At 36.4% G+C, this 26,113-nt stretch carries 25 protein-coding genes and 1 other annotated feature; all 25 genes read right to left on the bottom strand.

Annotation, left to right across the window (positions count from 1 at the left end):
- Positions 1-18 precede the first annotated feature (18 nt).
- Entirely contained in the window at positions 19-561 is a 543-nt protein-coding gene (pyrR, locus tag AC1Q8M_RS19675; protein WP_001156491.1) for a bifunctional pyrimidine operon transcriptional regulator/uracil phosphoribosyltransferase, read from the bottom strand.
- A gap of 204 nt (positions 562-765) precedes the next feature.
- A complete protein-coding gene (locus AC1Q8M_RS19670; protein ID WP_000005832.1) occupies positions 766-1,674 on the bottom strand; it encodes an RluA family pseudouridine synthase in 909 nt (302 codons plus the stop codon).
- 4 nt (positions 1,675-1,678) lie between these two features.
- Positions 1,679-2,137, bottom strand: a complete 459-nt coding sequence (gene lspA / locus AC1Q8M_RS19665) for a lipoprotein signal peptidase LspA (protein ID WP_000642180.1) — start codon at positions 2,135-2,137, stop codon at positions 1,679-1,681.
- Between the two features lie 124 nt (positions 2,138-2,261).
- Positions 2,262-2,591: a TraR/DksA C4-type zinc finger protein gene (locus tag AC1Q8M_RS19660; protein ID WP_001002956.1), complete on the bottom strand. Its 330-nt coding sequence runs from the start codon at positions 2,589-2,591 to the stop codon at positions 2,262-2,264.
- 157 nt (positions 2,592-2,748) lie between these two features.
- Positions 2,749-5,514 carry an isoleucine--tRNA ligase gene (gene ileS2, locus AC1Q8M_RS19655; RefSeq protein ID WP_000455947.1) on the bottom strand — a complete coding sequence of 922 codons (2,766 nt, stop codon included), beginning with the start codon at positions 5,512-5,514 and terminating at the stop codon, positions 2,749-2,751.
- Positions 5,515-5,585: 71 nt separating this feature from the next.
- Positions 5,586-5,809 (bottom strand) — a binding site (T-box leader).
- A gap of 51 nt (positions 5,810-5,860) precedes the next feature.
- The gene (divIVA, locus tag AC1Q8M_RS19650; protein ID WP_001131611.1) at positions 5,861-6,367 is read right to left on the bottom strand and encodes a septum site-determining protein DivIVA; all 507 of its coding nucleotides are present in this window, start codon (positions 6,365-6,367) and stop codon (positions 5,861-5,863) included.
- 89 nt (positions 6,368-6,456) lie between these two features.
- Complete coding sequence (locus tag AC1Q8M_RS19645; RefSeq protein ID WP_098365729.1) at positions 6,457-7,224, bottom strand: YlmH family RNA-binding protein; 768 nt, start codon at positions 7,222-7,224, stop codon at positions 6,457-6,459.
- A 15-nt stretch (positions 7,225-7,239) separates the two neighbouring features.
- The gene (locus AC1Q8M_RS19640; RefSeq protein WP_000214324.1) at positions 7,240-7,503 is read right to left on the bottom strand and encodes a YggT family protein; all 264 of its coding nucleotides are present in this window, start codon (positions 7,501-7,503) and stop codon (positions 7,240-7,242) included.
- A gap of 6 nt (positions 7,504-7,509) precedes the next feature.
- Positions 7,510-7,980 (bottom strand): cell division protein SepF, encoded by a 471-nt coding sequence (locus tag AC1Q8M_RS19635; protein ID WP_000119129.1) that lies wholly within the window; start codon positions 7,978-7,980, stop codon positions 7,510-7,512.
- A gap of 19 nt (positions 7,981-7,999) precedes the next feature.
- Positions 8,000-8,674: a YggS family pyridoxal phosphate-dependent enzyme gene (locus AC1Q8M_RS19630; RefSeq protein WP_097924691.1), complete on the bottom strand. Its 675-nt coding sequence runs from the start codon at positions 8,672-8,674 to the stop codon at positions 8,000-8,002.
- The gene (pgeF, locus tag AC1Q8M_RS19625; RefSeq protein ID WP_001209012.1) at positions 8,671-9,489 is read right to left on the bottom strand and encodes a peptidoglycan editing factor PgeF; all 819 of its coding nucleotides are present in this window, start codon (positions 9,487-9,489) and stop codon (positions 8,671-8,673) included. The genes AC1Q8M_RS19630 and pgeF overlap by 4 nt, the downstream gene beginning before the upstream one ends.
- Positions 9,490-9,609: 120 nt before the next feature.
- Positions 9,610-9,891, bottom strand: coding sequence for a YlmC/YmxH family sporulation protein (locus tag AC1Q8M_RS19620; RefSeq protein ID WP_000236749.1), 282 nt, complete (start codon positions 9,889-9,891; stop codon positions 9,610-9,612).
- Positions 9,892-10,056: 165 nt separating this feature from the next.
- Positions 10,057-10,836 carry an RNA polymerase sporulation sigma factor SigG gene (gene sigG / locus AC1Q8M_RS19615; RefSeq protein ID WP_000197755.1) on the bottom strand — a complete coding sequence of 260 codons (780 nt, stop codon included), beginning with the start codon at positions 10,834-10,836 and terminating at the stop codon, positions 10,057-10,059.
- A gap of 157 nt (positions 10,837-10,993) precedes the next feature.
- Positions 10,994-11,713, bottom strand: a complete 720-nt coding sequence (gene sigE, locus AC1Q8M_RS19610; protein ID WP_000976948.1) for an RNA polymerase sporulation sigma factor SigE — start codon at positions 11,711-11,713, stop codon at positions 10,994-10,996.
- Positions 11,714-11,732: 19 nt separating this feature from the next.
- Complete coding sequence (gene spoIIGA, locus AC1Q8M_RS19605) at positions 11,733-12,650, bottom strand: sigma-E processing peptidase SpoIIGA (RefSeq protein WP_025117948.1); 918 nt, start codon at positions 12,648-12,650, stop codon at positions 11,733-11,735.
- A 260-nt stretch (positions 12,651-12,910) separates the two neighbouring features.
- Positions 12,911-14,065, bottom strand: a complete 1,155-nt coding sequence (gene ftsZ, locus AC1Q8M_RS19600) for a cell division protein FtsZ (protein WP_000888984.1) — start codon at positions 14,063-14,065, stop codon at positions 12,911-12,913.
- A gap of 39 nt (positions 14,066-14,104) precedes the next feature.
- Positions 14,105-15,412: a cell division protein FtsA gene (gene ftsA / locus AC1Q8M_RS19595; protein WP_098361292.1), complete on the bottom strand. Its 1,308-nt coding sequence runs from the start codon at positions 15,410-15,412 to the stop codon at positions 14,105-14,107.
- 399 nt (positions 15,413-15,811) lie between these two features.
- Entirely contained in the window at positions 15,812-16,582 is a 771-nt protein-coding gene (gene divIB, locus AC1Q8M_RS19590; protein WP_001065789.1) for a cell division protein DivIB, read from the bottom strand.
- 98 nt (positions 16,583-16,680) lie between these two features.
- Complete coding sequence (gene murB, locus AC1Q8M_RS19585; protein WP_000437027.1) at positions 16,681-17,586, bottom strand: UDP-N-acetylmuramate dehydrogenase; 906 nt, start codon at positions 17,584-17,586, stop codon at positions 16,681-16,683.
- A gap of 213 nt (positions 17,587-17,799) precedes the next feature.
- The gene (gene murG / locus AC1Q8M_RS19580; protein ID WP_024927913.1) at positions 17,800-18,894 is read right to left on the bottom strand and encodes an undecaprenyldiphospho-muramoylpentapeptide beta-N-acetylglucosaminyltransferase; all 1,095 of its coding nucleotides are present in this window, start codon (positions 18,892-18,894) and stop codon (positions 17,800-17,802) included.
- Between the two features lie 103 nt (positions 18,895-18,997).
- Positions 18,998-20,089, bottom strand: a complete 1,092-nt coding sequence (gene spoVE, locus AC1Q8M_RS19575; RefSeq protein WP_000753524.1) for a stage V sporulation protein E — start codon at positions 20,087-20,089, stop codon at positions 18,998-19,000.
- Positions 20,090-20,179: 90 nt separating this feature from the next.
- Positions 20,180-21,532, bottom strand: coding sequence for a UDP-N-acetylmuramoyl-L-alanine--D-glutamate ligase (murD, locus tag AC1Q8M_RS19570; protein WP_000860103.1), 1,353 nt, complete (start codon positions 21,530-21,532; stop codon positions 20,180-20,182).
- Positions 21,533-22,507 carry a phospho-N-acetylmuramoyl-pentapeptide-transferase gene (gene mraY, locus AC1Q8M_RS19565; RefSeq protein WP_000893060.1) on the bottom strand — a complete coding sequence of 325 codons (975 nt, stop codon included), beginning with the start codon at positions 22,505-22,507 and terminating at the stop codon, positions 21,533-21,535.
- A 22-nt stretch (positions 22,508-22,529) separates the two neighbouring features.
- Positions 22,530-24,005 carry a UDP-N-acetylmuramoyl-L-alanyl-D-glutamate--2,6-diaminopimelate ligase gene (gene murE, locus AC1Q8M_RS19560; protein ID WP_000766289.1) on the bottom strand — a complete coding sequence of 492 codons (1,476 nt, stop codon included), beginning with the start codon at positions 24,003-24,005 and terminating at the stop codon, positions 22,530-22,532.
- Between the two features lie 185 nt (positions 24,006-24,190).
- The gene (locus AC1Q8M_RS19555) at positions 24,191-26,107 is read right to left on the bottom strand and encodes a stage V sporulation protein D (protein ID WP_001266235.1); all 1,917 of its coding nucleotides are present in this window, start codon (positions 26,105-26,107) and stop codon (positions 24,191-24,193) included.
- Positions 26,108-26,113 lie beyond the last annotated feature (6 nt).

Below are 26,113 nucleotides of genomic sequence, written 5' to 3'. Positions count from 1 at the left end.
ACTACATTTAAAAGGGCTTTACTTATCGTATATGCTTACTCGATCTTGTTGATCTGTCTCTTGCAAATCAACTTCGATACGCTCTTCACTTGATGTTGGAATGTTCTTTCCTACATAATCAGCGCGAATTGGTAATTCACGATGACCTCTATCAACAAGAACCGCCAATTGAATTTGAGATGGTCTACCTAAATCCATAAGAGCATCCATTGCTGCTCGAACTGTTCTTCCTGTATATAATACGTCATCAACGAGGATAACTTTTTTCTTCGTAATATCTACAGGGATATCAGAACCTTTTACAAGTGGTTCTTTATTTTTGGATTGTAGTGTTAAATCATCACGATATAACGTAATGTCTAACTCTCCAACTTCCATTTCTTTTCCTTCAATTTGACCAATTCGTTCTGCCAAACGTTGTGCAATAAAAATTCCACGAGTTTTAATTCCGACAAGAACACAATTATCGACACCTTTATTTCGTTCCACGATTTCATGACTAATTCGTGTTAAAGCGCGGCGAATCATTTGGTCATCTAAAACGACAGCTTTCTCTTGCATGCTCTACACCTCCAAGCTTTTTTTCTTGCGTGAGAGTAATGGTATAAAAAAAGTCCTCTCAGCGTGTGCGAGAGGACTTTTGAAAAAAGGGTACAACATACCCTAAGTATTTCAAACCGTTACCTTCTCAACCTCACGGGGCTGTGTTAAAGGATCATTATTTAACTGTTGTCAGTATCTCAGTTTTCTTATGATTTGTCAATACTATTTTCGTAAAATATTTAATGCGTCTTCAAACACTTCTGGAATCGGTGCCTCAAACTGAATATATTCACCAGTACGAGGATGATCAAAGCCTAAAATACCCGCATGAAGTGCTTGTCCATTCATATCTAATGTTTTCTTCGGACCATACTTCGGATCTCCTGCAAGTGGATAGCCAATATATTTCATATGAACACGAATTTGGTGCGTACGTCCCGTTTCTAAGCGACATTCTACAAGTGTAAAGTCTTTAAAACGTTCTAACACTTGGAAGTGCGTAACAGCGTTCTTACCATTTTCATCAACTGTCATACTTTGACGCTCTTTCTTATCACGACCAATTGGTGCATCGATAGTTCCCTTATCATGCGGAATCACACCGTGTACAATCGCTTTGTAACGTCTCGTTACTGTTTTGGCTACAAGCTGATTTACAAGCGATTCATGTGCCATATCATTTTTAGCAACCATTAATAGTCCAGATGTATCTTTATCAATACGATGCACGATACCTGGACGCATTACACCGTTAATGCCTGATAAGTCTGTACAATGGTGCATAAGGCCGTTTACAAGTGTACCACTTGTATGCCCTGGTGCTGGATGTACAACCATGCCACGTGGCTTATTTACAACAAGCACATCTGCATCTTCATAATAAATTTCTAAATTTAAATCCTCTGGTTGAATATCTAGCGCTTCTGGCTCAGGAATCGTTACTGTAATTTCATCTTCTTCTTTTACTTTATAATTCACTTTTACTGCTTTCCCGTTCACTGTCACAACATCATCTTTAATCCATTGCTGTACTTGTGAACGTGACCATTCGTTATTTATCCCTGTAACGAATTTATCAATTCGTTCGTTTTTTTGCTCTGCTGCAACTGTTACTTGTACTACTTCACTCATTCAATTACTCCTTCGCTTTCTTGCCTTCTAATAATGTTTGAATAATAATTAATACAACACCAATACATAATGCTGAATCAGCTATATTGAATACTGGATAGTTGTACGAGAAAATATACACGTGAATGAAATCCACTACTTCTTGTCTAAATACACGATCAATAAAGTTACCAATTGCCCCGCCCAAAATTAGACCTAACGAAATACCTAGAAGCTTGTCTGTTTTCGCATACTTTTTCATATAAAATACGATAAACACTACAAAAACAACTGTAATAATGTAGAAGAACCACATTTTATTTTCTAAAATACCCCAAGCAGCGCCTCTATTTCGATGTGATGTTATGTATAATACATTGTCGATAATCGGAATACTCGTACCCAATTCCATGTTCTTTACAATTAACCACTTCGATATTTGATCGATAGCAATGACAAATAACGCTATTACATAATATATCATTTTCATTTCCCCCACAAAGACAGTGTACCTCAAAATTTTAGCATAGCTGCTACCTTTTCACAATGAACCTTTATAGAAGAATAAAATAAATTAAAAAAAGGTAATATGATATCGTTGTGCGTATTCATACATTTACCTTTTCATAGAAGAATTCATGAATCGTACGAGCAGTCGGCATTGTCTTCATTTGCTTTGTCGAAATTAATCTCCCCGTCTCTTCACAAATACCGTACATGTCTATTTCCATTTTAAATAATGCGCGTTCTACATCCTTTAAATCCTCTTTTATATCATGTAATAGCAATTTTTTCTTTATCTCTTCCTTAATTTCATATCCAAGCTCTTGGCTGAACTCGACATCATATTTGTGCATTACTTCTTTAGCTAGTCTCTCTTGCAACTCTTTTCTCATCAATTGCAATTCTTCTTTTATTTCCATGTAAATTTCATTCACGTGTACATTCCTCCTAGCTGTAATGTACAGTTAGTGTGTCCGAAATTTATTTGCTTACCTCACACACATTTTTCCTTCACAGGAAAGAGTCTGAAAAGTTTTTTTGATATGCCATCAACAAAAAAAACTGACTGCATGAATAGCAGTCAGTTTTTTATTATTTTACATAGTTTTCTTTAACAACTGTTGCACAACGCTCACATAATGTTTCATGTTCAGCATCTTTACCAATTGTTTCTGAAACTACCCAACAACGTTCACATGTTTCACCAGTTGCTTGCGCAACAACAACCGCTGTATGTTCATACTTCGGTGCATCTGCTGGCGCTTCATCCATCATACCACCAAGTTTATACTCAGAAACGATGAATAATTGCTTTAAGTCTTCGCTAATAGACTCTAACATAGCTTTCATTTCTGCAGTTGGATATAGCGTAATGCTTGCATTTAATGACTTACCGATTACTTTTTCATTACGAGCTACTTCTAGTGCTTTTAACACGTCATCACGTAATGTCATAAATGCATCCCATTTTGTTTTTAACGCTTCCGCGTCATCTAATTGTACAGCTTCTGGCATATCAGTTAATTGTACACTTTCTTCTGTTACGCCTGGAATGTATGGCCATACTTCATCAGCTGTATGCGGTAAGATTGGTGTTACAAGTTTTGTTAACGCAACAAGAACATCATATAATACAGTTTGAATTGCACGACGATCTTCGTGATTTGCACCTTCAATGTATAAAATGTCTTTTGCAAAGTCTAAGTAGAATGAACTTAAATCAATTGTACAGAAGTTATGAATTGCATGATACACAGCAGCGAAGTCGTATGTCTCATATGCTTCTTTAACTTTTGTAATTAAGTCATTTAATTTCACTAACATGTAACGATCTACTTCACGAAGTTCAGCTACAGCTACTGCATTTTCACTTGGCTTAAAGTCGTCTAAGTTTCCTAATAAGAAACGGAATGTGTTACGGATTTTACGATACACTTCTGCTACTTGTTTTAAAATATCATCTGAAATACGTACGTCAGATTGATAGTCAACAGAAGATACCCATAAGCGTAAAATGTCTCCGCCTAATTGATCCATAATTTTCTTCGGTACGACGATGTTTCCAATCGACTTACTCATTTTACGTCCTTCACCATCTAATACGAAACCGTGACTTAATACGCCTTTATATGGAGCTTTACCTGTTACAGCAACTGCTGTTGATAATGAAGAGTTAAACCAACCACGATACTGGTCAGATCCTTCTAAATATAAATCAGCTGGACGCTGTAAATCTTCGCGCTCTTCTAATACCGCTTGGTGAGAAGAACCTGAATCGAACCATACATCCATGATGTCTGTTTCTTTACGGAATTCGCCATTTGGGCTACCCGGATGTGTAAATCCTTCTGGTAATAGATCTTTCGCTTCACGCTCGAACCATACGTTAGAACCGTGTTCACGGAATAAATCTGCTACATGGTTAATTGTTTCATCCGTAATAATTGGATCACCATTCTCAGCATAGAATACCGGAATTGGCACACCCCATGCACGCTGACGAGAAATACACCAGTCACCACGGTCACGAACCATATTATGAAGACGAGTTTCTCCCCATGCTGGTACCCATTTCGTTTCCGCTACAGCTTCTATTAATTCTTTACGGAATGCTTCAATAGATGCAAACCACTGTGCTGTCGCACGGAAAATAATTGGTTTTTTCGTTCTCCAATCATGTGGGTATGAATGTGTAATGAATGTTAGTTTCAGTAACGCGCCTACTTCTTCTAATTTTTCTGTAATTGGCTTGTTAGCTTTATCATAGAATAAGCCTTCAAATCCAGGTGCTTCATTTGTTAATACACCTTTATCATCGACTGGGCAAAGTACTTCTAATCCATACTTTTTACCAACAACGAAGTCATCTTCCCCGTGTCCTGGTGCTGTATGAACACAACCTGTACCTGCATCTGTTGTTACGTGATCTCCTAGCATAACTAATGAATCACGATCGTAGAATGGATGTTTTGCAACTGTGTACTCAAGTTCGCTACCTTTTACTGTTTTCACAACTTCAGCATTTTCCCACTCTAACGTTTTTGCAACTGTCTCAAACAGCTCAGAAGCAATGATAAATTTCTCATCATTTACTTTTACAATACTATATTCAAGCTCTGGGTGAACAGAAATACCTAAGTTTGCAGGTAATGTCCAAGGTGTTGTTGTCCAAATGATGTACTTTTCATCACCTTCTAATACATTCTTTCCATCTTTTACAGGGAATGCTACGTAAATAGATGCTGATTTTTTATCTTGATATTCAATTTCAGCTTCTGCTAAAGCAGATTCACTCGTTGGAGACCAGTAAACTGGTTTTTGACCTTTATAGATATAACCTTTTTTCGCCATGTCACCAAACACTTTAATTTGTTGTGCTTCATAAGCTGGCTCTAAAGTAATATATGGATTATCCCAATCTGCACGTACACCTAAACGCTTAAATTGTTCACGTTGACGTTCTACTTGTTCATATGCATACTCTGCACATAACTTACGGAACTCAGCAACTGTCATTTCTTTACGTTTTACGCCTTTATTTGTTAAAGCTTGTTCAATTGGTAAACCGTGCGTATCCCATCCTGGAACATATGGCGCACTAAAACCAGTCATTGATTTATAACGAACAATAAAGTCTTTTAATACTTTATTTAATGCATGTCCCATATGAATGTCACCATTCGCATATGGAGGTCCATCATGCAATACAAATAAAGGACGACCTTTTGTATGTTCTTGTACTTTTTCGTAAATATTCATTTCAGCCCATTTTTCTTGCATTGCAGGCTCACGTTTTGGTAAGTTCCCACGCATTGGGAACTCTGTTTTCGGCATCAGTAATGTATTTTTGTACTCCATGCTCAATTCCTCCTTACATGTATAAAAGAAATACTTAAAAAACGGAATAAAAAAGAGACTTTCTCATCCCAAAAAGGGACGAGAAAGTCTCCCGCGGTACCACCCTAGTAGATCATATACATATGTATAGAATCCTCTTTATATTCTTAACGCGAATACACGCCTACGCTTACTCTATTTATTCAGCGCGGAACTCCAGGGTGATATTCCCACTATCTCCTTATCCTGAGCTTACACCATCCTCAGTTCGCTATATAAGGTTTGAAAAGGTACTTATCCCTATCTTCGTTTTTCTTAATAAATATGTTGTTTAAAATTATATGTAATAATGAGAAAAACGTCAAGCTTACACTGTTTCTTCTTTTTTCAACAGTTCATCTACTTCGTCTTCTAACTCAATTAGTTTATCCCAATCATCGTTGTTTAACATTTCAAGCTGTGTTTCTAATAACATACGGAAACGAGTTCGGAATACTTTCGCTTGTTTCTTTAGCTCTTCAATATCAAAAGCAACTTTTCTTGATTTTACTAATGCTTCGTTAATAATACGATCAGCATTCTTTTCAGCTTCACGCACAATTAATTTCGCTTCTTTTTGCGCATTACGTTTTACTTCTTCCGCTGCTTCTTGCGCAACAACGATAGATTTGTTTAACGTATCTTCAATATTAGAGAAATGATCTAACTTCCCTTCTAACTGCGCAACTTTTTCTTCTAAAGCTTTTTTCTCACGAATGACCAATTCATAATCTTTGATAATTTGATCAAGAAACTCATTTACTTGATCTTCATCATAGCCACGGAATCCGCGACCAAATTCTTTGTTATGAATATCTAATGGTGTTAACGGCACAACGCCACCTCCAAGTAGTTATCTAAATTTCCTCTTTCAATTATATCTTTTCTTCGACAAAATAGGAGGATTTCCTTCTAAAAAACCAATCATTTTAGTATACCATACAAAATTCTCCATTTGTCGCGTTTTGTTCTACCTTCTACAGAAAATAATTTACTTCGGCCATATCCTCTAACAGAAAAAACATCTCCTGGATAACATTCATAAGAAGTTTGCTCCACTGTTTTCCAATTGACTTTTACTAAACCATTTTTTATGAAAGGTTGTACTTTCTGTCTAGATAAATGTAACATTTCAGCTAATATAACATCTAAACGAAGTGAAGAAACCGTTCCAGATTTCTCCCCCCACGTTTCATGTATTTGTAGAATTTGTTCTCCTTGTACTGCTGATAAGGAGACTTTTACTTTTCCTATTGCTTGTAAGTTCATCTCAATGTACGATACGATTTCTTTCGCAACTACAATTTGGGCACGATTTTCTTGCAGCAAAATATCACCACATTTTTCTCTCGTTAAACCAAGAGACATAAATGTACCTAATATTTGCCTATGTTCTAGCGTATAAAACTTGGAAGGATAGTCAATTTCTAATACTTCTACTTGAAATTCTTCTTCATTTAATTCTAGATAGTCTGGATAAATGAGTGCTCTTTTACGCTCTGCATTAGGCGTTGCACCACCAAATTGCACAGCGACATCTCCTTGTCCAATTACCATAGAAACAATTTGTTGCTGTCTTGGATCAAGGAAATCTGTTAATTTCACTTGATGGTACTCTGCTGTTCGCTTCCACTCCAGCACTTTATCTACAAAGACCTCTTCATCAGGCCTAAAATGTTCGTAAATGCTCATGTATTTAACCTCTTACTATAAGAAATAGCTGAACAAACTGAACAAACCACTTTTAGCAAGTTTTAACGCAAAAATCGCAACGAGTGGAGAAATATCAATCATACCAAGCGGCGGAATAAATCTGCGGAATGGTTCTAAATACGGTTCACAAATTCGCGCCAAGAACTCTCCAAAAGATGATTCCTTTGCACCAGGAAACCATGATAGGAGAATGTAAATAATCAGTGCCCACGAGTAAATCTCGATAGCAGAACTTAACACCATTAAAACTGTTGTCATGGCGTATTACCACCTCTTTATATTTGTTTCTTCTTCTTCACCGAATAACTCTGAAATTGCACCAACAATATCAACATTTTCAGGTGTACACATAAATGTTTTCGGTCCTATTTTTTGAATGTCCCCGCCTATAGCGTATACAGTACCACTTAAAAAGTCAACGATACGTACCGCTTGATCAGTAGACATTCTCTGCAAATTAATTACAACAGCTCGTCTACCTTTTAAGTGGTCCGCAATCCCTTGTGCTTCCGAATATGTGCGTGGTTCTAATAAAACAACTTTTGAAGATTGTTTTGCTGTTTCAATACTCACAACATTTTGCTTCGGTTGCGCTTTTGGAAACGTAACATCTTGTTGTTCTGGTGGATCTTGCTGCTTTTTCATGTCTGTTTGCTCCTTTTCATAACCATATTGAGCTGCTTCTTTTTCTTCCGGTGTATCAAAAAAGAAGTATTTTACTTTTGACCAACTCATAATAAGATTCTCCTTCCTTTTACGCTTTTCCTACTAAAATCGTTCCCAAACGAATATATGTAGCCCCTTCTTCAATTGCAATCGTGTAATCGTTGGACATTCCCATTGATAATTCTTTACATGGCGCATGTAATAACTCTAGCTCCTGCACCTTTGTTTGCAACATACGTAATTCCTTAAAACAGCGTCTGATTTCTTCCTCTTCTTCTGTAAATGGAGCCATCGTCATTAGTCCAACCACTTCAATTTTATCGAATTCTTGCAAACTTTGAATAAAAGAAACAATCTCTTCTATTGCTAATCCTTGCTTCGATTCTTCAGATGAGGTTTTCACTTGAATAAAGCATTTCACTTTCTTATCAGCACGTTTCTGAATTTCTTTCGCCAGGGAAAGACGATCTAACGAATGTAAATAATCAATTTCATTAATGATTTCTTTTACTTTTCTCGTTTGTAATGAGCCAATAAAGTGCCAATTAACTTTTGAACCGAAATGCTCATATTTCTGTAAGAAACCTTCATTTCTATTTTCACCTAAATCGATAATTCCAGTTTCAATTACTTCGTTTGTTTTTTCAATCCCTACAGTTTTTGTCACTGCAACAAGTTTAATATCTTGCAACGAACGTCCAGCTCGAACGCAAGATTCTTTAATAGCTTCGTTTACAATTACTAAATTTTCTTGTACTGTCACTTGCTTCCTTCCTCCTTAAAACCTATGAAACTCAACATTCTTCCTGTCTTACCTTGATCACGACGATGAGAGAAAAATAGTTGCTCTTCACAGCTTGTACAAAGAGATGACATTACAATATGCTCTTCTTTTATGCCTGCTTGTACACATAATATACGATTAATTTCTTTTAAATTAATTGCGTACTGCCCGTCAGAAATTTTTTGATGAGGAACAGCACCGTTAATTACTTTCTGTGCTGCTGTTAATACACGATCATCCACAACATAACAACAAGATCCAATCGACGGTCCAATTGCAACATGAATTTCATCACTTGAAATACCTTCTGCATTCCACTTTTGAATCATTTCCTTTGCAATCTCTTGTACAGTGCCTTTCCATCCAGCATGCGCAAGTCCTATCATACCATGTGATGGTGCATAAAAATAGAGCGGAACACAATCCGCGTAACAAGACGTTAACAGAACATCTTCATTACTCGTATAAATGCCATCTGTTTTTGAAATGCCGTCCTCATATGAATAAACGCCACTTCCTTTTTCCTGTTGCCCTACTTTTTCAACATGATGATCATGAACTTGTTCAGAGCAAATCCAGTTTTCTAATGGTTTTTGTAACTTATTTGCTAAAATGCGTCTGTTTTCATGAACGTTCTCCACGATATCATTCACATGTAATCCTAAATTCATCGCATGAAAGGAGCCCGTACTTATCCCACCATCTTTTGTCGTAAATCCAGCAGTAATGTTTCCAAGTTCTTTCCACGCTTGTAAATACAGTATACCGTCCACATATTTAAATGGTTCTCTCATAATAAAGCGGCTCCTTTTAATTAAAATAACAGAAAAAAGCATGGTACTTCCTGTCTATTTTACCATACTTTTATTTTTTCATAATCCTAACAGAAAAAAAAGAGGAATTTGTAATATTCTTTATGAAATTGTCGGTGTTTGTATTGATTCTGTTACAGTATTAACAGGATCTACTCTTACAAGTATGACATCCTCCCCAATTTTCACAATTTCCTTCCAAGGAATTACAATCTCAACATCTTTTCCAAAAATACCTAGCATACGTGTCTGTTTGGAAATAATAACAGAACAAACTTGCCCTGTGTTCATATCAATTTCAATATCTCCAATATTCCCAATCCTTTTTCCATCTGAAATATTTATAACATCCTTCATCTGTAACTCTGAAATTCGTATCACCATTTTTACCCTCTCCCCCTTATATGACGAATTGGAAGCTGTTTCTCATATTTACAGGAAGCCACCTATACGAAACACCATGCTAGTTTCATTATATGAACACTAATCCCCTACTATGAGCACAAACCATATTACATATAAAAAGGTCTCACCATAATTGGTGAGACCTTATCCTTGAATCGTTTTATTCATTTGTTTAATGGCTGACTTCTCTAAACGTGATACTTGCGCTTGGGAAATCCCAATTTCTTCTGCAACTTCCATCTGTGTCTTTCCTTGGAAGAAACGTTTTCTAATAATCATTTTCTCTCGATCATTTAAACGCTTCATTCCTTCTTTCAATGCTAGTTCTTCAACCCACTGCTCGTCCTTTTGTTTTTCATCACTTAACTGATCCATAACAAAGATAGGATCTCCTCCATCATTATAAATCGGTTCAAATAATGAAACTGGATCTTGAATCGCATCTAAAGCAAATACTATCTCTTCATGAGTTACTTCTAGCACTTTTGCAATATCCATTGCTGTTGGTTCTTTTGAATTTTCTGCAATTAACTTCTCTCTTACTTGCAAAGCTTTATACGCAATATCTCGCAATGAGCGCGATACGCGAATCGGATTATTATCACGCAAATATCTGCGTATTTCCCCAATAATCATCGGCACAGCATACGTTGAAAATTTTACATTTTGGCCTAAATCAAAATTATCAATTGATTTCATAAGTCCGATGCAACCAACTTGGAATAAATCGTCAACATATTCTCCTCTGTTATTAAATCTTTGGATGACGCTCAGTACAAGACGTAAGTTTCCATTCACTAATTTTTCTCTTGCGCTTATCTCTCCACTTTGCATTTCACGAAATAATTTACGCATCTCTTCATTTTTTAATACTGGAAGTTTAGCTGTATCAACACCGCAAATTTCTACTTTGTTTCTCGTCAAAGTGTTCCCTCCTATCGGGAGTTGCTGTACAGTGTAAAGTATTTCCTTTGAAGGGGATTTTATGCATATGGTTTTTTCACTATTTTTCATTTAAATTATCTTTCCTAATACAACTAAATAGAATAAGACCAGCCTACATAACGGCTGGTCTTATTCTTCACACCATTTTATTAAATTCTTTTCGTAATCTTTTTATAATTCTTTTTTCTAAACGCGAAATGTATGACTGTGAAATCCCAAGCATATCCGCCACATCTTTTTGCGTCTTTTCCTCTCCTCCAGCAAGCCCAAACCGAAGTTCCATAATTTGTTTTTCACGATCATTTAATTGGTGTAATGCTTTCATTAAAAGGTGACGATCTACAGTAGCTTCTAAATCTTTTGTAATAATATCATCATCTGTACCTAACACGTCAGACAACAATAGTTCATTCCCATCCCAATCAATGTTTAGCGGTTCATCAAAAGAAACTTCCGAACGATTTTTGTTATTCCGACGTAAATGCATTAAAATTTCATTTTCTATACAACGCGATGCATATGTTGCTAATTTTATTTTCTTTTCTGGATTAAATGTATTTACCGCTTTAATAAGGCCGATTGTTCCTATACTAATTAAATCTTCAATATTTATCCCTGTATTTTCAAACTTTCTTGCTATATATACAACGAGCCTTAAGTTGCGTTCAATAAGTAATGACCTTGCTGCCTGATCTCCTTTTGGCAATTTATTCAAAAGAACTTCCTCTTCTTCTTTCGTTAACGGTGGTGGCAACGCTTCACTTCCACCAATATAATAAATTTCATCGGTCTTAATTCCTAATTTCAGCAATACTTTATACCAAAGGTATACTAAATAAAATTTTAATTTCATCATATTATCCCGCCTCTCATTATTAAGCGATCACCATTTTTTGTGAAATCAACATTTTTGGATGCACAATACATTGATACTCCCCATTAGTAGACAGTTGTTGTGTATTTAATCCAATTAATACTTTGTTTACAACAATAGAACTACCTTCATGATCAACTTGCACACTGTCAGGCTTAATTGCCCACAAAAATTGACTTTCTACTCCTACTGCACGGAAAGGAATTAAACGTAATTTTGTCGCCCAACCAGAATCATTTTCTGGTATTTGAGGAATTTCTGTTTTGGAATAAATTTGTTCTGTTAACCAAGATGGTAAGCAATGTTCTAATGATGAAACATGCATAATCATAACGGGTGTTTTTGTTAATGGGTCGTAAAGTTGGTTCCCATTGTCAATAAGACCTGCCAGTTCTAGTTCTTCTTCGGCTAATTGAATTTTTACTTTTACAATTTGGTCATAGTGTATTTTCGTGACCTCTACGCTTTCAATACGCTTTTTAGAAAAATAATAAATTACCGGAAAACCAAAAATAACAAATAACCAACTAATTGGATCGCCGTAAGAAATTGACTGAGATTGAACCAATCCATTTACCATTTCATTCGTTTGCAAAAAGAAATGAGTTCCAATTAATCCTCCGCCAACCATAAAGGTTACAAAGTAAAAAGTAAAAACAGTTTGTGCATAATTTCTAAATGTTGTAAACCCAAATGCTGTATACACAATAAGTAACGAGTACAGTAGTTTCATAATTGGATGTGTCATCATAGAAGCAAAAGGAGTAAAGGCAAAAATAACAATAGTTGAACCTATAAATGCCCCTAACACAAGCCTCCATCTTTTGATCTTCTTTTTTAACACGGTAGCTGTTAATAAAAGCAAAAGAAAATCAATGCAGGCGTTTAACAACCAAACAACGTCGGCGTAAACAACCAAACAATTCACCTCTTTTTTCAAGTTGAGACTAGTATAATGCATATCCAATAGGAAAGTGTGTCAATTTGCGGAGGTGTTTTTTTGTTATTTTGTGATTTCTAGACATAATCTGTCGGTAAAAAATAAAAGTACAAATTCATAGAATGATATACTCTTATTTTCACCAACAAAATATATTGAAATATACGAAATAAAAAAAGACCTGCTTAGCAGGTCTTTTCCATTTAAAAAACAAAAAAGGAGCATGAAAGCTCCTTTTTTTATCGTCTACGACGGTTACGTAAAAATGCTGGAATATCGATATCATCTGAATCTGAATGACGCTCATGTACAACTGGCTCTTCACGCTTCATTTCACGCTTTACTTCACGTTGTTTTGAAGGTTGAGCTACTGGTTGTTGCTGTTGTTGCGTGTGGTTCGCATTCGGACGAATAATTGGTTTTGGTGGTTGAGTTGCAATGCTATCATCAAAACCAGTTGCAATTACAGTTACAACGATATCATCTTTTAATCCTTCGTTAATAACAGAACCGAAGATCATATTTACTTCTGGATCTGAAGCTGAAGCTACGATATCTGCCGCTTCTTGTACTTCATATAAGCTTAAGTTAGCGCCACCCGTAATGTTCATGATAACACCTTGAGCTCCATCAATAGATGTTTCTAGTAATGGACTAGAAATCGCTTTTTTCGCAGCTTCTGCAGCACGATTTTCCCCGTTACCAGAACCAATACCCATTAAAGCAGAACCTCTATTAGACATAATTGTCTTTACGTCTGCAAAGTCTAAGTTAATTAAACCTGGTGTTGCAATTAAATCCGAAATACCTTGAACACCTTGACGTAATACGTTATCAGCTTCACGGAATGCTTCTAACATTGGCGTATTTTTATCAACAATCTCTAATAAGCGATCATTTGGAATTACAATAAGAGTATCTACATTTTCTTTAAATGCTGCAATACCAGATGCTGCTTGCGTCGCACGCTTACGTCCTTCAAAAGTAAATGGACGTGTTACAACACCAACTGTTAAAGCACCTAATTCTTTTGCAACTTGAGCAACAACTGGAGCTGCACCAGTTCCAGTTCCACCGCCCATACCGGCAGTTACGAAGACCATATCCGCACCACGAAGTGCTTCTTGGATCTGTTCTTTACTTTCTTCTGCAGCTTTTTTCCCTACTTCAGGGTTTGCGCCTGCACCAAGTCCACGCGTTAATTTTCCACCAATTTGCATTTTCGTTTCAGCTTTTGATAGATTTAATGCTTGTGCATCAGTGTTCACAGCGATAAAGTCTACACCTTGTACACCGTGTTCAATCATACGGTTTACAGCATTGTTTCCGCCACCGCCGACACCGATAACTTTTATATTCGCTAATTGATCTTGAGTAGTATCAAACTCTAACATGTCGAAATCCCCCTAGAACCTCATTTTTCGTGTCCAATTTTAATCCCATAAATAACGGAATACACGTTTTACTTTTGACATCATGCGGTCATCATTTTGATTATTATTGTTTTGATTACGAGTTTTTTGTTTTGCAGGTTGCTGTTGTACCGGCGTTGGTGCTGGTGCTGGTACTGGTTCAAAATGCTCTTGCTTTTCCTGCACATTTTTCCCACGTAATTTAGCTTTTTGATAAGAATGTTTAATTAATCCAACTCCACTTGTATATTGGGGCTCACGCACACCAATATAATCAGGAGTTGCTACACGAACATTTTCATGTAAAATATCATATGCAAGGTCAAGAACACCTGGCATAGAAGCAATTCCACCAGTTAGTACATAACCAGAAGCCACTTGCTTTACTCCTAACTTACGCACTTCATCTTGAACAAACATTAAAATTTCCTCTACACGAGCCTCTATTATATCCGATAATTCCAACTGAGAATATTGTTCTGTTTGATCACTTCCCATAATAGAAACCGTAAACATCTCTTCTTCAGATGCTGTATCATAAAAAGCATGTCCATATTTCAACTTAATTTGATCTGCATTTTCTGTTGAAGTTTTCAACCCAATCGCAATATCCTTCGTTATATGGTCTCCACCTAATGGTAATACGCTCGTCGCTTGTAACTCTCCATCTTTAAAAATAGATAAAGTTGTAGATCCTCCCCCCATATCAACAAGGGCTACTCCTCTATTTTTTTCATCTGAAGATATAGCAACTGTTGCAGCCGCTAAAGGTTGAAGACAAATATCAACAATTTCAAGACCTGCTTTTTCTACACAACGAAGTAGGTTATGTAGTAAAGTTCTCGAGCCTGTAATAAGTGTACCTTCCATTTCTAATCTTACACCGATCATCCCGCGTGGATCGTTAATCTCGTCAAGACCGTCTACGATGAACTGTCGAGGTACCACATCAATAAACTCACGTTCTGGAGCAATTGACACAACTTGTGCTGCATCTAGAACGCGTAAGACATCTTCATTCCCGATTTCACGATCTTCATTTGAAACAGCGACTACTCCGTGACAAGGAAGTAGCTGTACCTGGTTTGCATTGACACCTACTACAACTTGCTCAATGTGGATTCCCACCATGCGCTCAGCTTGTTCAATTGCTTTTTTAATTGATCGAACAGTCTCGTCTATATCAACTATCGATCCCTTCTTTAAACCATTTGATTTTACATTTCCAACACCAATAATGTTTAAGCTGTCATTAACCATTTCACCAATGATGACTTTAACATTGGATGTACCGATGTCAAGACTAACATATATTTCATTGCTGTTCATTCTTTGGCACCTCCTTCTTTATTTATACCATACAACTCAATATATGGAACAACAATCGCAACTTTACTATTTATAAGAAAAATATTCAACGTCTTTATACGTTTCCCTTTTTTAACCCTATATTTTTCTTATTTTTATTTAGCATTCAATTAAGAATATCGCAGTAAACTATGAATAACTGCTTATCTTGAAATAATTCTATTTCGAGTGTAAAGTTTACCGCCAAGTATAAGTCTACACTAAGATGTACTCATAGAAAAGTGAAACTTGTACCAATACTAGTATGAATCTAAGAATTTTTACATATTTTTCATCAAATGAACCATTCTTCTAAATTCGTATACATATAATAGAACATTCGTTTCGTTTTTTCTGCTATAAGCAACGAAAACTACCATTCTATTCTTTTTTTTCTTCCGCACCTAATTCTTTCGTATATGCACCTACTTCTAAGTCAATTAATACCTTCTTACCTGGCTCAATTGTTTTTAAAATAAGCGGATAGGCTTCCATACGTTTTGCAAAATTTTGAATCGTAGTGCTCACTTCATAACCTTCATTCATATATAAAGTAAGATGATCTTCATTCGCATTCGTTGGTGAATAGCGAATCTCCGAAATAGATTTTAAAATAGCTGGTGTTAATTTTTCTAGTTCAGCGATTAACTCCTTCATTTTCTCTTCTTTAAAAGGTTCGAAAATCGGTGCTGCAACAGGAAGTTTTCCATTAGGTAGTACATCAAGCGTTTTTCCATTTTCTAATAACGGTTGTAATTTTCCCTCTTTATTTATATAACCAATCGTTAAATATTCTTCGATATGAATATCAATCTTGTTTGGAAAACGTTTTTTTACATTTACTGCTTTAATTTCTTTTCTCTTCGTTAAGTTTTCTTCAGCTTTATGTGCTGTCACTCGGAAATAACTTGTATCATATGTCACGCCTGAATCCTTCATTACTTGCTCATCCGTCATATAGTGATTTCCAAACACACTAATCTTTTTTATATTACTAAGCGGAGACCGAAAATAAATTAAAAAGAGCACTAATAAAAATAAAATTGATATGTATAAAATCAATCGATGATTAACATTTTTTTTGTTTTTTTTCTTTTGATTTTTCAATTTTGGTACACGATCTTGTAGTTTAATCACTTTACTATTATTCATGTACGATCCCCCTATGTAACATAAAGAACGGCATGTTCCTCATGCCGTTCTTATCTTCTTATTATAACATAAATGATAATGAGCGGAACGAATAACCGTTATCTTCCAATGATTTCTACTTCTGTATGCATATCTACATCAAATTTATCCTTAATTGTATGTTTTATTAATTCAATTAAGGACAATACATCTTGCGCTGAAGCTCCCCCTGTATTAACAATAAAATTGCCATGCATTTCAGAAATTTGAGCTCCACCAATCCTATAACCACGAAGCCCTGCTTTTTCTACTAAATCTCCTGCAAAATGTGGGATTGGATTCCGAAATACACTTCCTGCACACGGGTGATTCCATGGTTGCGTTTCACGGCGGTAATCTTTATTATTTTGCATGCTACGTACAATTTCTTCACGTTTTCCCGCCTGTAATTGAAACTCCGCCTCTAAAACAATACCAGGACGTTTCGTTTGCAATACAGATGCCCGATAAGAAAACTCCAGTTCTTTATTCATTAACCAGTCAATTGTACCGTCTTCAAACAGAATGAGAGCCTTCGATAATACACTCGATATATCCGATTTATGTGCACCTGCATTCATATATACTGCACCACCGACACTTCCTGGAATACCGCTTGCAAACTCCAATCCAGCTAACCCTTGACGACTAAGTAAAGTTGACAATTTAATAAGAGGATATCCACTACCAACCCTTACCTTATGTTTTTCGACCTCTAAGTGATCTAATCCTTCTCCTAAACGAATAACAACACCTTCTATGCCTTGATCAGATACAAGAAGGTTTGAACCGCGCCCAATTACAGTCCACTTCGTTTTGTATTGCTTTACTAACTGTAATGTTTTTTCAATACCGGCTACATGCTTTGGCACAATTAAAATATCCGCTGGTCCACCTATTTTCATAGTTGTATAACGTGCTAACGACTCATTAACTAAAACACGACCAACGTCTGCTTCTATAAGCTCATTTACTAATTGTTCCATAGACAATCTCCCCCATATTAAGTCTCCTTATGACAATAATATGCAGGGCGTTCACCTAACGTTATCCCTCTATTTACGGGCAGTACAGCTCCTAAATCAAAATTCGGCGGTAACAAAGAAGTTAGGCGAGAATCGGGATGCCAGTAAACATCCGATTAGTGAAAGGTAATAATCAACGAGAAAGAATCACTCCCCACTGATTAAAGCCTCACTTTATTTTTTTACAAGCTTATTCATTACTTCATACAGCTTATTTGCTGCATCTGGAATACCTAGTTGCTTAGCAGCTAGCTTCATATTTTGTAATGTTTGTGCATCCAATAAAATCTCATCAATATCACGAATAAGCGTTTCAGCTGTTAAATCTTTTTCAAGTAACATTTTTGCCGCTCCTTTATCAACAACTGAACGTGCATTCTTTTCCTGATGATTATTTGTTACGTACGGACTCGGTATTAACACACTTGGTTTTCCTAACGCTGTTAATTCTGCAAGTGTTGTTGCCCCAGCCCTTGAAACAACAAGGTCTACACCAGTTAGTACCTCTGGCATATTATGAATGAACGGCTTAATAATAACATTGTTCGGGTTCCCTTTTTGCTTCACGGCTTCCATCACTTTGTCATAATGTACTTCACCTGTTACATATAGTATTTCGTAGCTTTTGTTCCCAAACTGTTCAATTGCTTCAACGAAGGCATCGTTAATCGGTCTAGCTCCACGACTTCCACCAAATATAAGTACAGACTTTTTAGGAAGAGAAAGCCCAACTGAACGTTTCCCTTTCATTCCATTTTGATCCATTACCTCTGATGCTCGCGGATTACCTGTCATTACCACTTTTGACTCTGGAAAATGCTCTGTAGCTGCTTCAAAACAAACAGCAACTTTATCAACATAACGACTTAAAAATTTGTTCGTTACACCTGGTACACTATTTTGTTCATGTACAATAGTTGGAATACCTAATTTGGCTGCAGCGTATACAACTGGTCCACATACATATCCACCCGTTCCAATTACGATATCCGGATTAAAACGACGAATATATCGTTTACTATCCTGTACACCTTTTAGAAAACGCATTACTGTTTTCACATTATCTAATGATATTTTTCGTTTAAATCCACTTATAACAATAGATTGAAATGGTATACCTGCTTTTGGAACGATTGTACTCTCTAGTCCATTTTCCGTACCAATATATAAAAATCTTGCTTCTGGATTTAACTTTTTTATTTCTCTAATTAAAGCAAGAGCTGGATAAATATGACCACCAGTACCCCCACCACTCACTAATACACGCACTACTAACTCCTCCGCTTCTCTTTTCTTATTTCCATTATATTTATTTCTATATACATATTGCATTTTTACACACATACGAAAAACCCTGTCTTATAAACAGGGTTTAGTAGCGAGAATGGCGACTTATATTTAATAATACACCTACTGCCATTAACATTAATGTCAAACTTGATCCACCATAACTTAAAAACGGCAAGGTAATACCCGTAACAGGCATCAGTCCTGTTACAACACCAACATTAATCATTACTTGAATCGCAATCATCGCCACAATACCTACTGCTAAAAACGTACCATATAAATCTGGCGCTCCTAATGCGATACGAATCCCGCGCCATAATAATAGACTAAATAATAATAACACAAATGAACCACCAATAAAACCTAATTCCTCGGATAAGATCGCAAATATAAAGTCAGTTTGTGGTTCAGGTAAATAAAGAAATTTTTGTCTACTTTGTCCAAGTCCAAGCCCAAATAATCCACCAGGTCCAATTGCGAGTAATGATTGGATAATTTGAAATCCACTTCCAAGCGGATCTGACCACGGATCTAAATATGATGTAATGCGTTTCATTCGATACGGTGCTGATGCAATTAACCCTACAAATCCTGCTACACCAATCAAACCAAACATTGCAAAGTGAAAGACCCTCGCTCCCGAAATAAATATCATAATGATACATGTCCCAACCATTACCGTTCCTGTCCCAAGGTCTGGCTGTAACATAATCATCCCAAAAGCAAGAAACACAAAACTAAGAGCCGGTAATAAACCACGTTTAAAAGATGTAATCAATTTTTGCCGTTCCGCTAAAAACTTTGCCAAGAAAATAATCATCGCAAACTTCATAAATTCTGACGGTTGAATCGAAAATGCTCCGATCCCAATCCAACTTCGTGCTCCTCCTCGAACAAGACCTACTCCAGGAATAAGAACGAGAATAAGAAGAATGAAGCAAACTAGCAAAATTACTTTTGAATACGTACGCCACACCCAATAATCAATTTTCATAATAAAAAACATAGCTACTACACCAAGACCCGCAAACAGTAATTGTCTTTTTGCAAAAAAGAATGAGTCCCCCATTTTATAAGAGGCCCAAACTGCACTCGCACTATAAACCATAATCATTCCGATTGTCAACAATGAAAGTGTTACGATGATGAGCATAAAATCAGGCGTTTTCTTCATTACCCACAAACACCACCTCTTTAGGCAGAACCTTTTGCCCTATGTAACAAAACATCAGTAGGTGTTAGCCTACTGATGTTTTGATTTACTTTATATAAGTTTATGCACAGCTTGTATAAAAATGTCTCCTCTTTCTTCAAATGTTTTAAATTGATCCCAGCTTGCACACGCTGGAGAAAGAAGAACAACATCACCTTCTTTAGAATGAGCATAAGCTTTCACCACTGCTTCATCTAAAGTATCGACACTTTCAATTATATCTAATCCCGCTTTTTCTGCCGCTCTTACTAGTTTGGGAGCTGTTTGTCCAAATGTTACAATCGCTTTTACATTTTTGAAATACGGAATTAAATCATCGAATTCATTTCCGCGGTCAAGCCCACCTGCTAGTAACACAATCGGTTGTGTAAACGCAGATAGTGCTTTCTCAGTCGCTAACATATTCGTTGCTTTTGAGTCATTATAAAACTTACGGTTGTTAATCGTTGTTACATATTCTAAACGATGTTTTACACCCGTAAAACGTTTTAACACGACCGTAATTGCTTCATTAGAAGTACCTAATAATTTCGCAATACTCATCGCAGCTAAAATATTTTCTAGATTATGTTGACCAGGTAAAACGATATCGCTTACTTCAACAACTTTTTCACCTTTGAAATAAAGAGCGTTATCTTTTATACACGCGCCATCTTCAATTTCTTTCGTTGTCGAAAACAAGATTTTTTGACCTTTAGTATCCGCAGATAAAGCCATTACATCTGCATCATCCGCGTTTATTACACTATAATCGTTTTCTGTTTGGTTTTTAAAAACATTTGCTTTTGCTAAACCATATTCCTTCTTCGTCCCATGATAATCTAAGTGGGCTTCAAATAAGTTTAAGAACGCTGCAATTTTAGGTTGGAACGATTCTACTCCCATCAATTGGAACGATGAAAGTTCTGTAACTACAACTTCATTTTCTTTTGCATCCTGTGCTACTTCACAAGCTACAGTTCCTATATTCCCTGCAATAACAGGATGCTTTTGTCCTTCTTTTAACATTTCAAATGTCAGCATTGTTGTCGTCGTTTTACCATTAGATCCTGTAATTCCAACAAATGGCGCTTTTGAAATACGATATGCTAATTCAACTTCCGTAACAATTGGAATTTGCTTTTCTTTCGCAGCAACTAATATTGGATTAGAATACGGGATTCCTGGATTTTTAACGACAAGAGAAATATTTCTCTCTAATAATTCTAAAGGATGGCCACCGCATACAACGTCCATTCCTTTTGCTTGTAATTCTGCAGCAAGTACATTGTCTGCTAAAGGCTTTCCGTCATTTACAATGACATTCGCCCCTAACTTTTGTAACAATGTAGCTGCTGCATAACCACTTTTTGCAATGCCTAATACAAGAATATTCTTATTTTGAAATTCAGTTACAGTTTTCAATTACATCCACACCCCGATATAAATTCCTAACACAGCTAATAAAAATCCTGCAGACCAAAACGTCACAACAACACGCCACTCTGACCAACCACATAATTCATAATGATGGTGTAATGGACTCATTTTAAAGACACGTTTTCCTGTTGTTTTAAATGAAATGACCTGAATAATAACCGATAAAGTTTCCATGACGAATACTCCGCCAATAATTACAAGTAGCAATTCTTGTTTTAATAAAATCGCTACAGCTGCAATGGCTCCACCTAAAGCTAATGAACCTGTATCTCCCATAAACACTTTTGCTGGATTCGCATTGAATACTAAAAATCCAAGTACAGCTCCTACCACTGCCATACAGAATATCGCTACTCCAAATTGCTCTTGTGCCACAGCAATAATACTAAATGCTCCAAATGCAATAGCAGCTGTTCCTGATAATAAACCATCTAAACCGTCAGTTAAGTTAACTGCATTTGATCCACCAATAAGCATAAATAGTACAAGTACAAAATACGCCCAACCTAATTCAAACTTAACATCCGTTCCCGGAATCATGATGTATGTGTGGAACGCTTGCCCTTTTCCAATTAAAAAGAATGCAATAGCAATAACAAGCTGCCCTACTAATTTTTGTTTTGATGTTAAACCAAGATTTCTCTTCTTAACTACCTTTATGTAGTCATCTAAAAATCCGATTAATCCGTAACCAAACGTCACTAATAGTAATAACGAAACCTCTGCACCTAAATAATTAAACTTAATCGCCATAATAAGTGAAGTTACCATCATAGATACGTATATGACGATACCACCCATTGTCGGTGTCCCTGATTTTTTTTGATGTGACTTTGGTCCCTCATCACGAATACTCTGTCCGAACTTTAATTTTCTTAAAAATGGAATAAACAATGGCGAAAGGGCAACAGAAATTAAGAATGCTACCCCAGCCGTTACTAATAAACCTTGCTCAAGCACATGTAGTCCTCCTCTCACGTTGTTACTCTTCGTTGTTTAAACGCCCTGTAATTGCTTCTTTCGCAACTTCTCGATCATCAAAATGATGAACTTCTTTACCAATAATTTGATACGTTTCATGACCCTTACCAGCAATAATAATGATATCATCTGCTTTCACTTTAGTGATTGCATGGTGTATCGCTTCTTTTCTATCAATAATCACTTCATAATTATTTCCACTTGCACCATGTACCATATCATCTAAAATAGCCGCTGGATCTTCACTTCTTGGATTATCTGATGTGTAAATTGCATGAGTTGCATATTTTGTTGCAACACTTGCCATTATCGGTCTCTTCGTTCGGTCCCTATCGCCACCACAACCAACGATACAATACACATCACCTTTTGCAAATTGTTTTGCAGTTTTTAATACATTTTCTAAACTATCCGGCGTATGTGCGTAATCAACAATAACTGTATAATTTTGTCCTCCATCAACAACTTCAAAACGCCCTGGAACCCCAGCTAGTTCCTTTATAACAGCAATGATTGTTTCTAATTTCACACCCGAAACAAGCCCTGCTGCTGTTGCTGCAAGTACGTTATATACATTAAATTTACCTATTAATTTCATCGTAACATTTACACTTTCATACGGTGTGACAAGGGTAAATGTAGTTCCACCACTCGTCATAACGATATTTTTTGCCATAATGTCACTTGTTGTATCAATACCATATGTTACAACAGTTGCTGCAGTACTTCTCATATACTCTTCTGTTACATTATCATCGCTATTCAGCACAGCGTACTTTTCACGATTATGATTATAACTATTGCCAAGCTGTGCAAATAGTAACCCTTTTGCATGTTTATATTCTTCCATCGTTTTATGATAGTCTAAATGATCTTGTGTTAAGTTCGTAAACACCGCTACATCGTAATCACATCCGTGTACACGACCAAGATCTAACGCATGTGACGAAACTTCCATTACCGTGCTGTCCACACCTTGTTCAACCATTTTTGAAAACGTCTGTTGAAGTGTTAGTGCATCTGGTGTTGTATTTTTCACCTCAAATGTTTCATCACCGATTTTCATATTAATCGTTCCAATTAGCCCTGTTTTATGACCATGTGCTCGCATAATCTCATCCATAATATGCGATGTTGTTGTCTTTCCATTTGTACCTGTAATTCCAATTAAATGTAACTTGTGTGTCGGTTGACCATAAAAATAATCAGCTAAAACCGCTAACGAACGAAAAGTATTTTTCACAAGTACAACTGGAACGTCAACATCAATTGGTCTTTCCGCAACAATAGCAGCCGCTCCTTGTGCCGCTGCTTGCTTAGCAAAATCATGGCTATCAACCGTATATCCTTTCATACATACAAATAAGCTTCCTTCTTTCACTTTACGTGAATCAGCTTCTATAGATGTGATTTCTGGATTTTCTTTTGGAACAACTGGAAAATCATGCAAACATGATAAAAGTGTATGCAACTTCATTTCACTAAACCCTCTCTACATTGTTTATTTATCTTTTTTTCAGTAAGCAACACATTACCTCCTATATAAGGAGGTAAGTGCTACTGGCCTATTTATGACTGAGACACTTATTGTCTCAAGTTAAGTAACTGTTCTATAAAGAACTCACTTCCACCAATTGTACCATAAAACGTACTATGTTACCTTTAATTCCCGAAGTAAATTCTAATTTTTGAGCCTTCTTTTACTTTAGCTCCCGCTTCTGGTGATTGCTTAATTACTTTCTCTCCATCTCCACTTATATCAAGCTGCAAATCGACGAGTTGTGTTTGTAAATCTTTCTTTTTCATTCCAATTAAATTCGGAACTTCCACAGTTGGTGTATCGCCCCATTTATATTCTTTTTCAACTTGTTCTTTTCTCGGTTTCACTCCCATAACAGGAAGCGCATCTCGAAGGATATTCCCGACAATTGGAGCTGCTACCACTCCACCAAACTGTGTAACCCCTTTTGGATTATCAACAGCAACATACACAACAATCTCTGGATCATCCGCTGGAGCAAATCCGATAAAAGATACAATATAATTATTCTCTAAATATTTACCATCTTTCACCTTTTGAGCAGTACCCGTTTTTCCACCTACACGATATCCATCAATATAAGCACCTTTACCAGAACCTTTCGCTACAACATTCTCTAATGCATAACGAACTTTTTCTGAAGTTTCCTTGGAAATAACTTTTCTTTTCTCAACAGGTGTCTTTTTACTAACAACTTGATTATTTTTCGGATCAATAAACTCCTTAGCTATATACGGCTGATACAATGTTCCACCATTTACAGCCGCCGCTACAGCTGCTACTTGTTGAATTGGTGTAACAGAAACCCCTTGGCCGAATGAAGTTGTCGCTTGCTCTACTGGACCAACTTTATCTAAATTAAATAAAATCCCACTGCCTTCACCTTGCAAGTCAATCCCAGTTTTCTGCCCAAAACCAAAATTACGAATGTATTTAAATAATCGGTCTTTACCAAGGCGATCACCAAGTTCAATAAATCCCGGGTTACATGAGTTTTGAACGACTTCTAAAAACGTTTGACTGCCATGACCTCCTGCTTTCCAGCATTTCAATCTAGCTCCACCGACTTCAGCTGCTCCATCATCATAAAACGTATCCTTCTCTAAGTCTACTAAATTTTCATTCAATGCTGCAGCTAGTGTAATGATCTTAAATGTTGAACCAGGCTCATACGTACTCCACACAGGTAGATTTCTGTTATACACTTCTGGAGAGACACTTTGAAAATCCGCTGGATCAAAACTCGGCCGACTAGACATACCTAAAATTTCACCATTTTTAGGATTCATTGCAATTGCAATCATACCGTCTGGATTATAAGTTGACTCCGCAATATTCATTTCTCTTTCCATAATCCTTGTAATACGCGCATCGATTGTTAATCCTAAATTCAAACCGGCTTCTGGCTTTTTGAAATCATCACCAACATTAGGCATCCTTTGTCCTTTCGCATCTGCAAAAAAACGAACATGACCTTTGTCCCCATTTAGCTCTTTATCATAATATTTTTCTAGCCCCATAAGACCTTGGTTATCGCTACCTGCAAAACCTAATACATGTGATAAAAAGTTTCCAAATGGATAGTACCGGATAGAATCCTCTGCGATATACACGCCCTTCAAACTTAATCCTCGTACTTCTTTCGCTTTGTCATGTGATATTTTCCTTCCGCCTTTATCTAACCTTACAATCGATTCTTTTTTTGTAATTCTTTTATAAATCTCATCTTTTTCCACACCTAATACTGCAGCTAACTTCTCTGCAGTCTCTGCTGGTTTTTCAATTTGCCTCGGTACAACAAAGACAGTTGGAGCACTTTTATTCGTGGCAAGTTCCACACCATTTCGGTCTAAAATTTTCCCACGTTCGGGTTCAAAAGTAATATTACGACTCCATGAATCTTTCGCACGATCCGTTAACATATTCCCAAGAAAAAATTGCACATATCCAAGACGAATATCGATAATAGTGAAAATAAGTATACCTGATATAAGTATAAAAATAAGTCGTTTTCTAACTGTTACATTTGATACACGCATATCGGA

Source organism: Bacillus sp. GW823-FHT06A10, assembly GCF_058795375.1.
The sequence above is the reverse complement of the archived record's forward strand: the minus strand, read 5'-3'. Positions and strand labels throughout refer to the sequence as shown.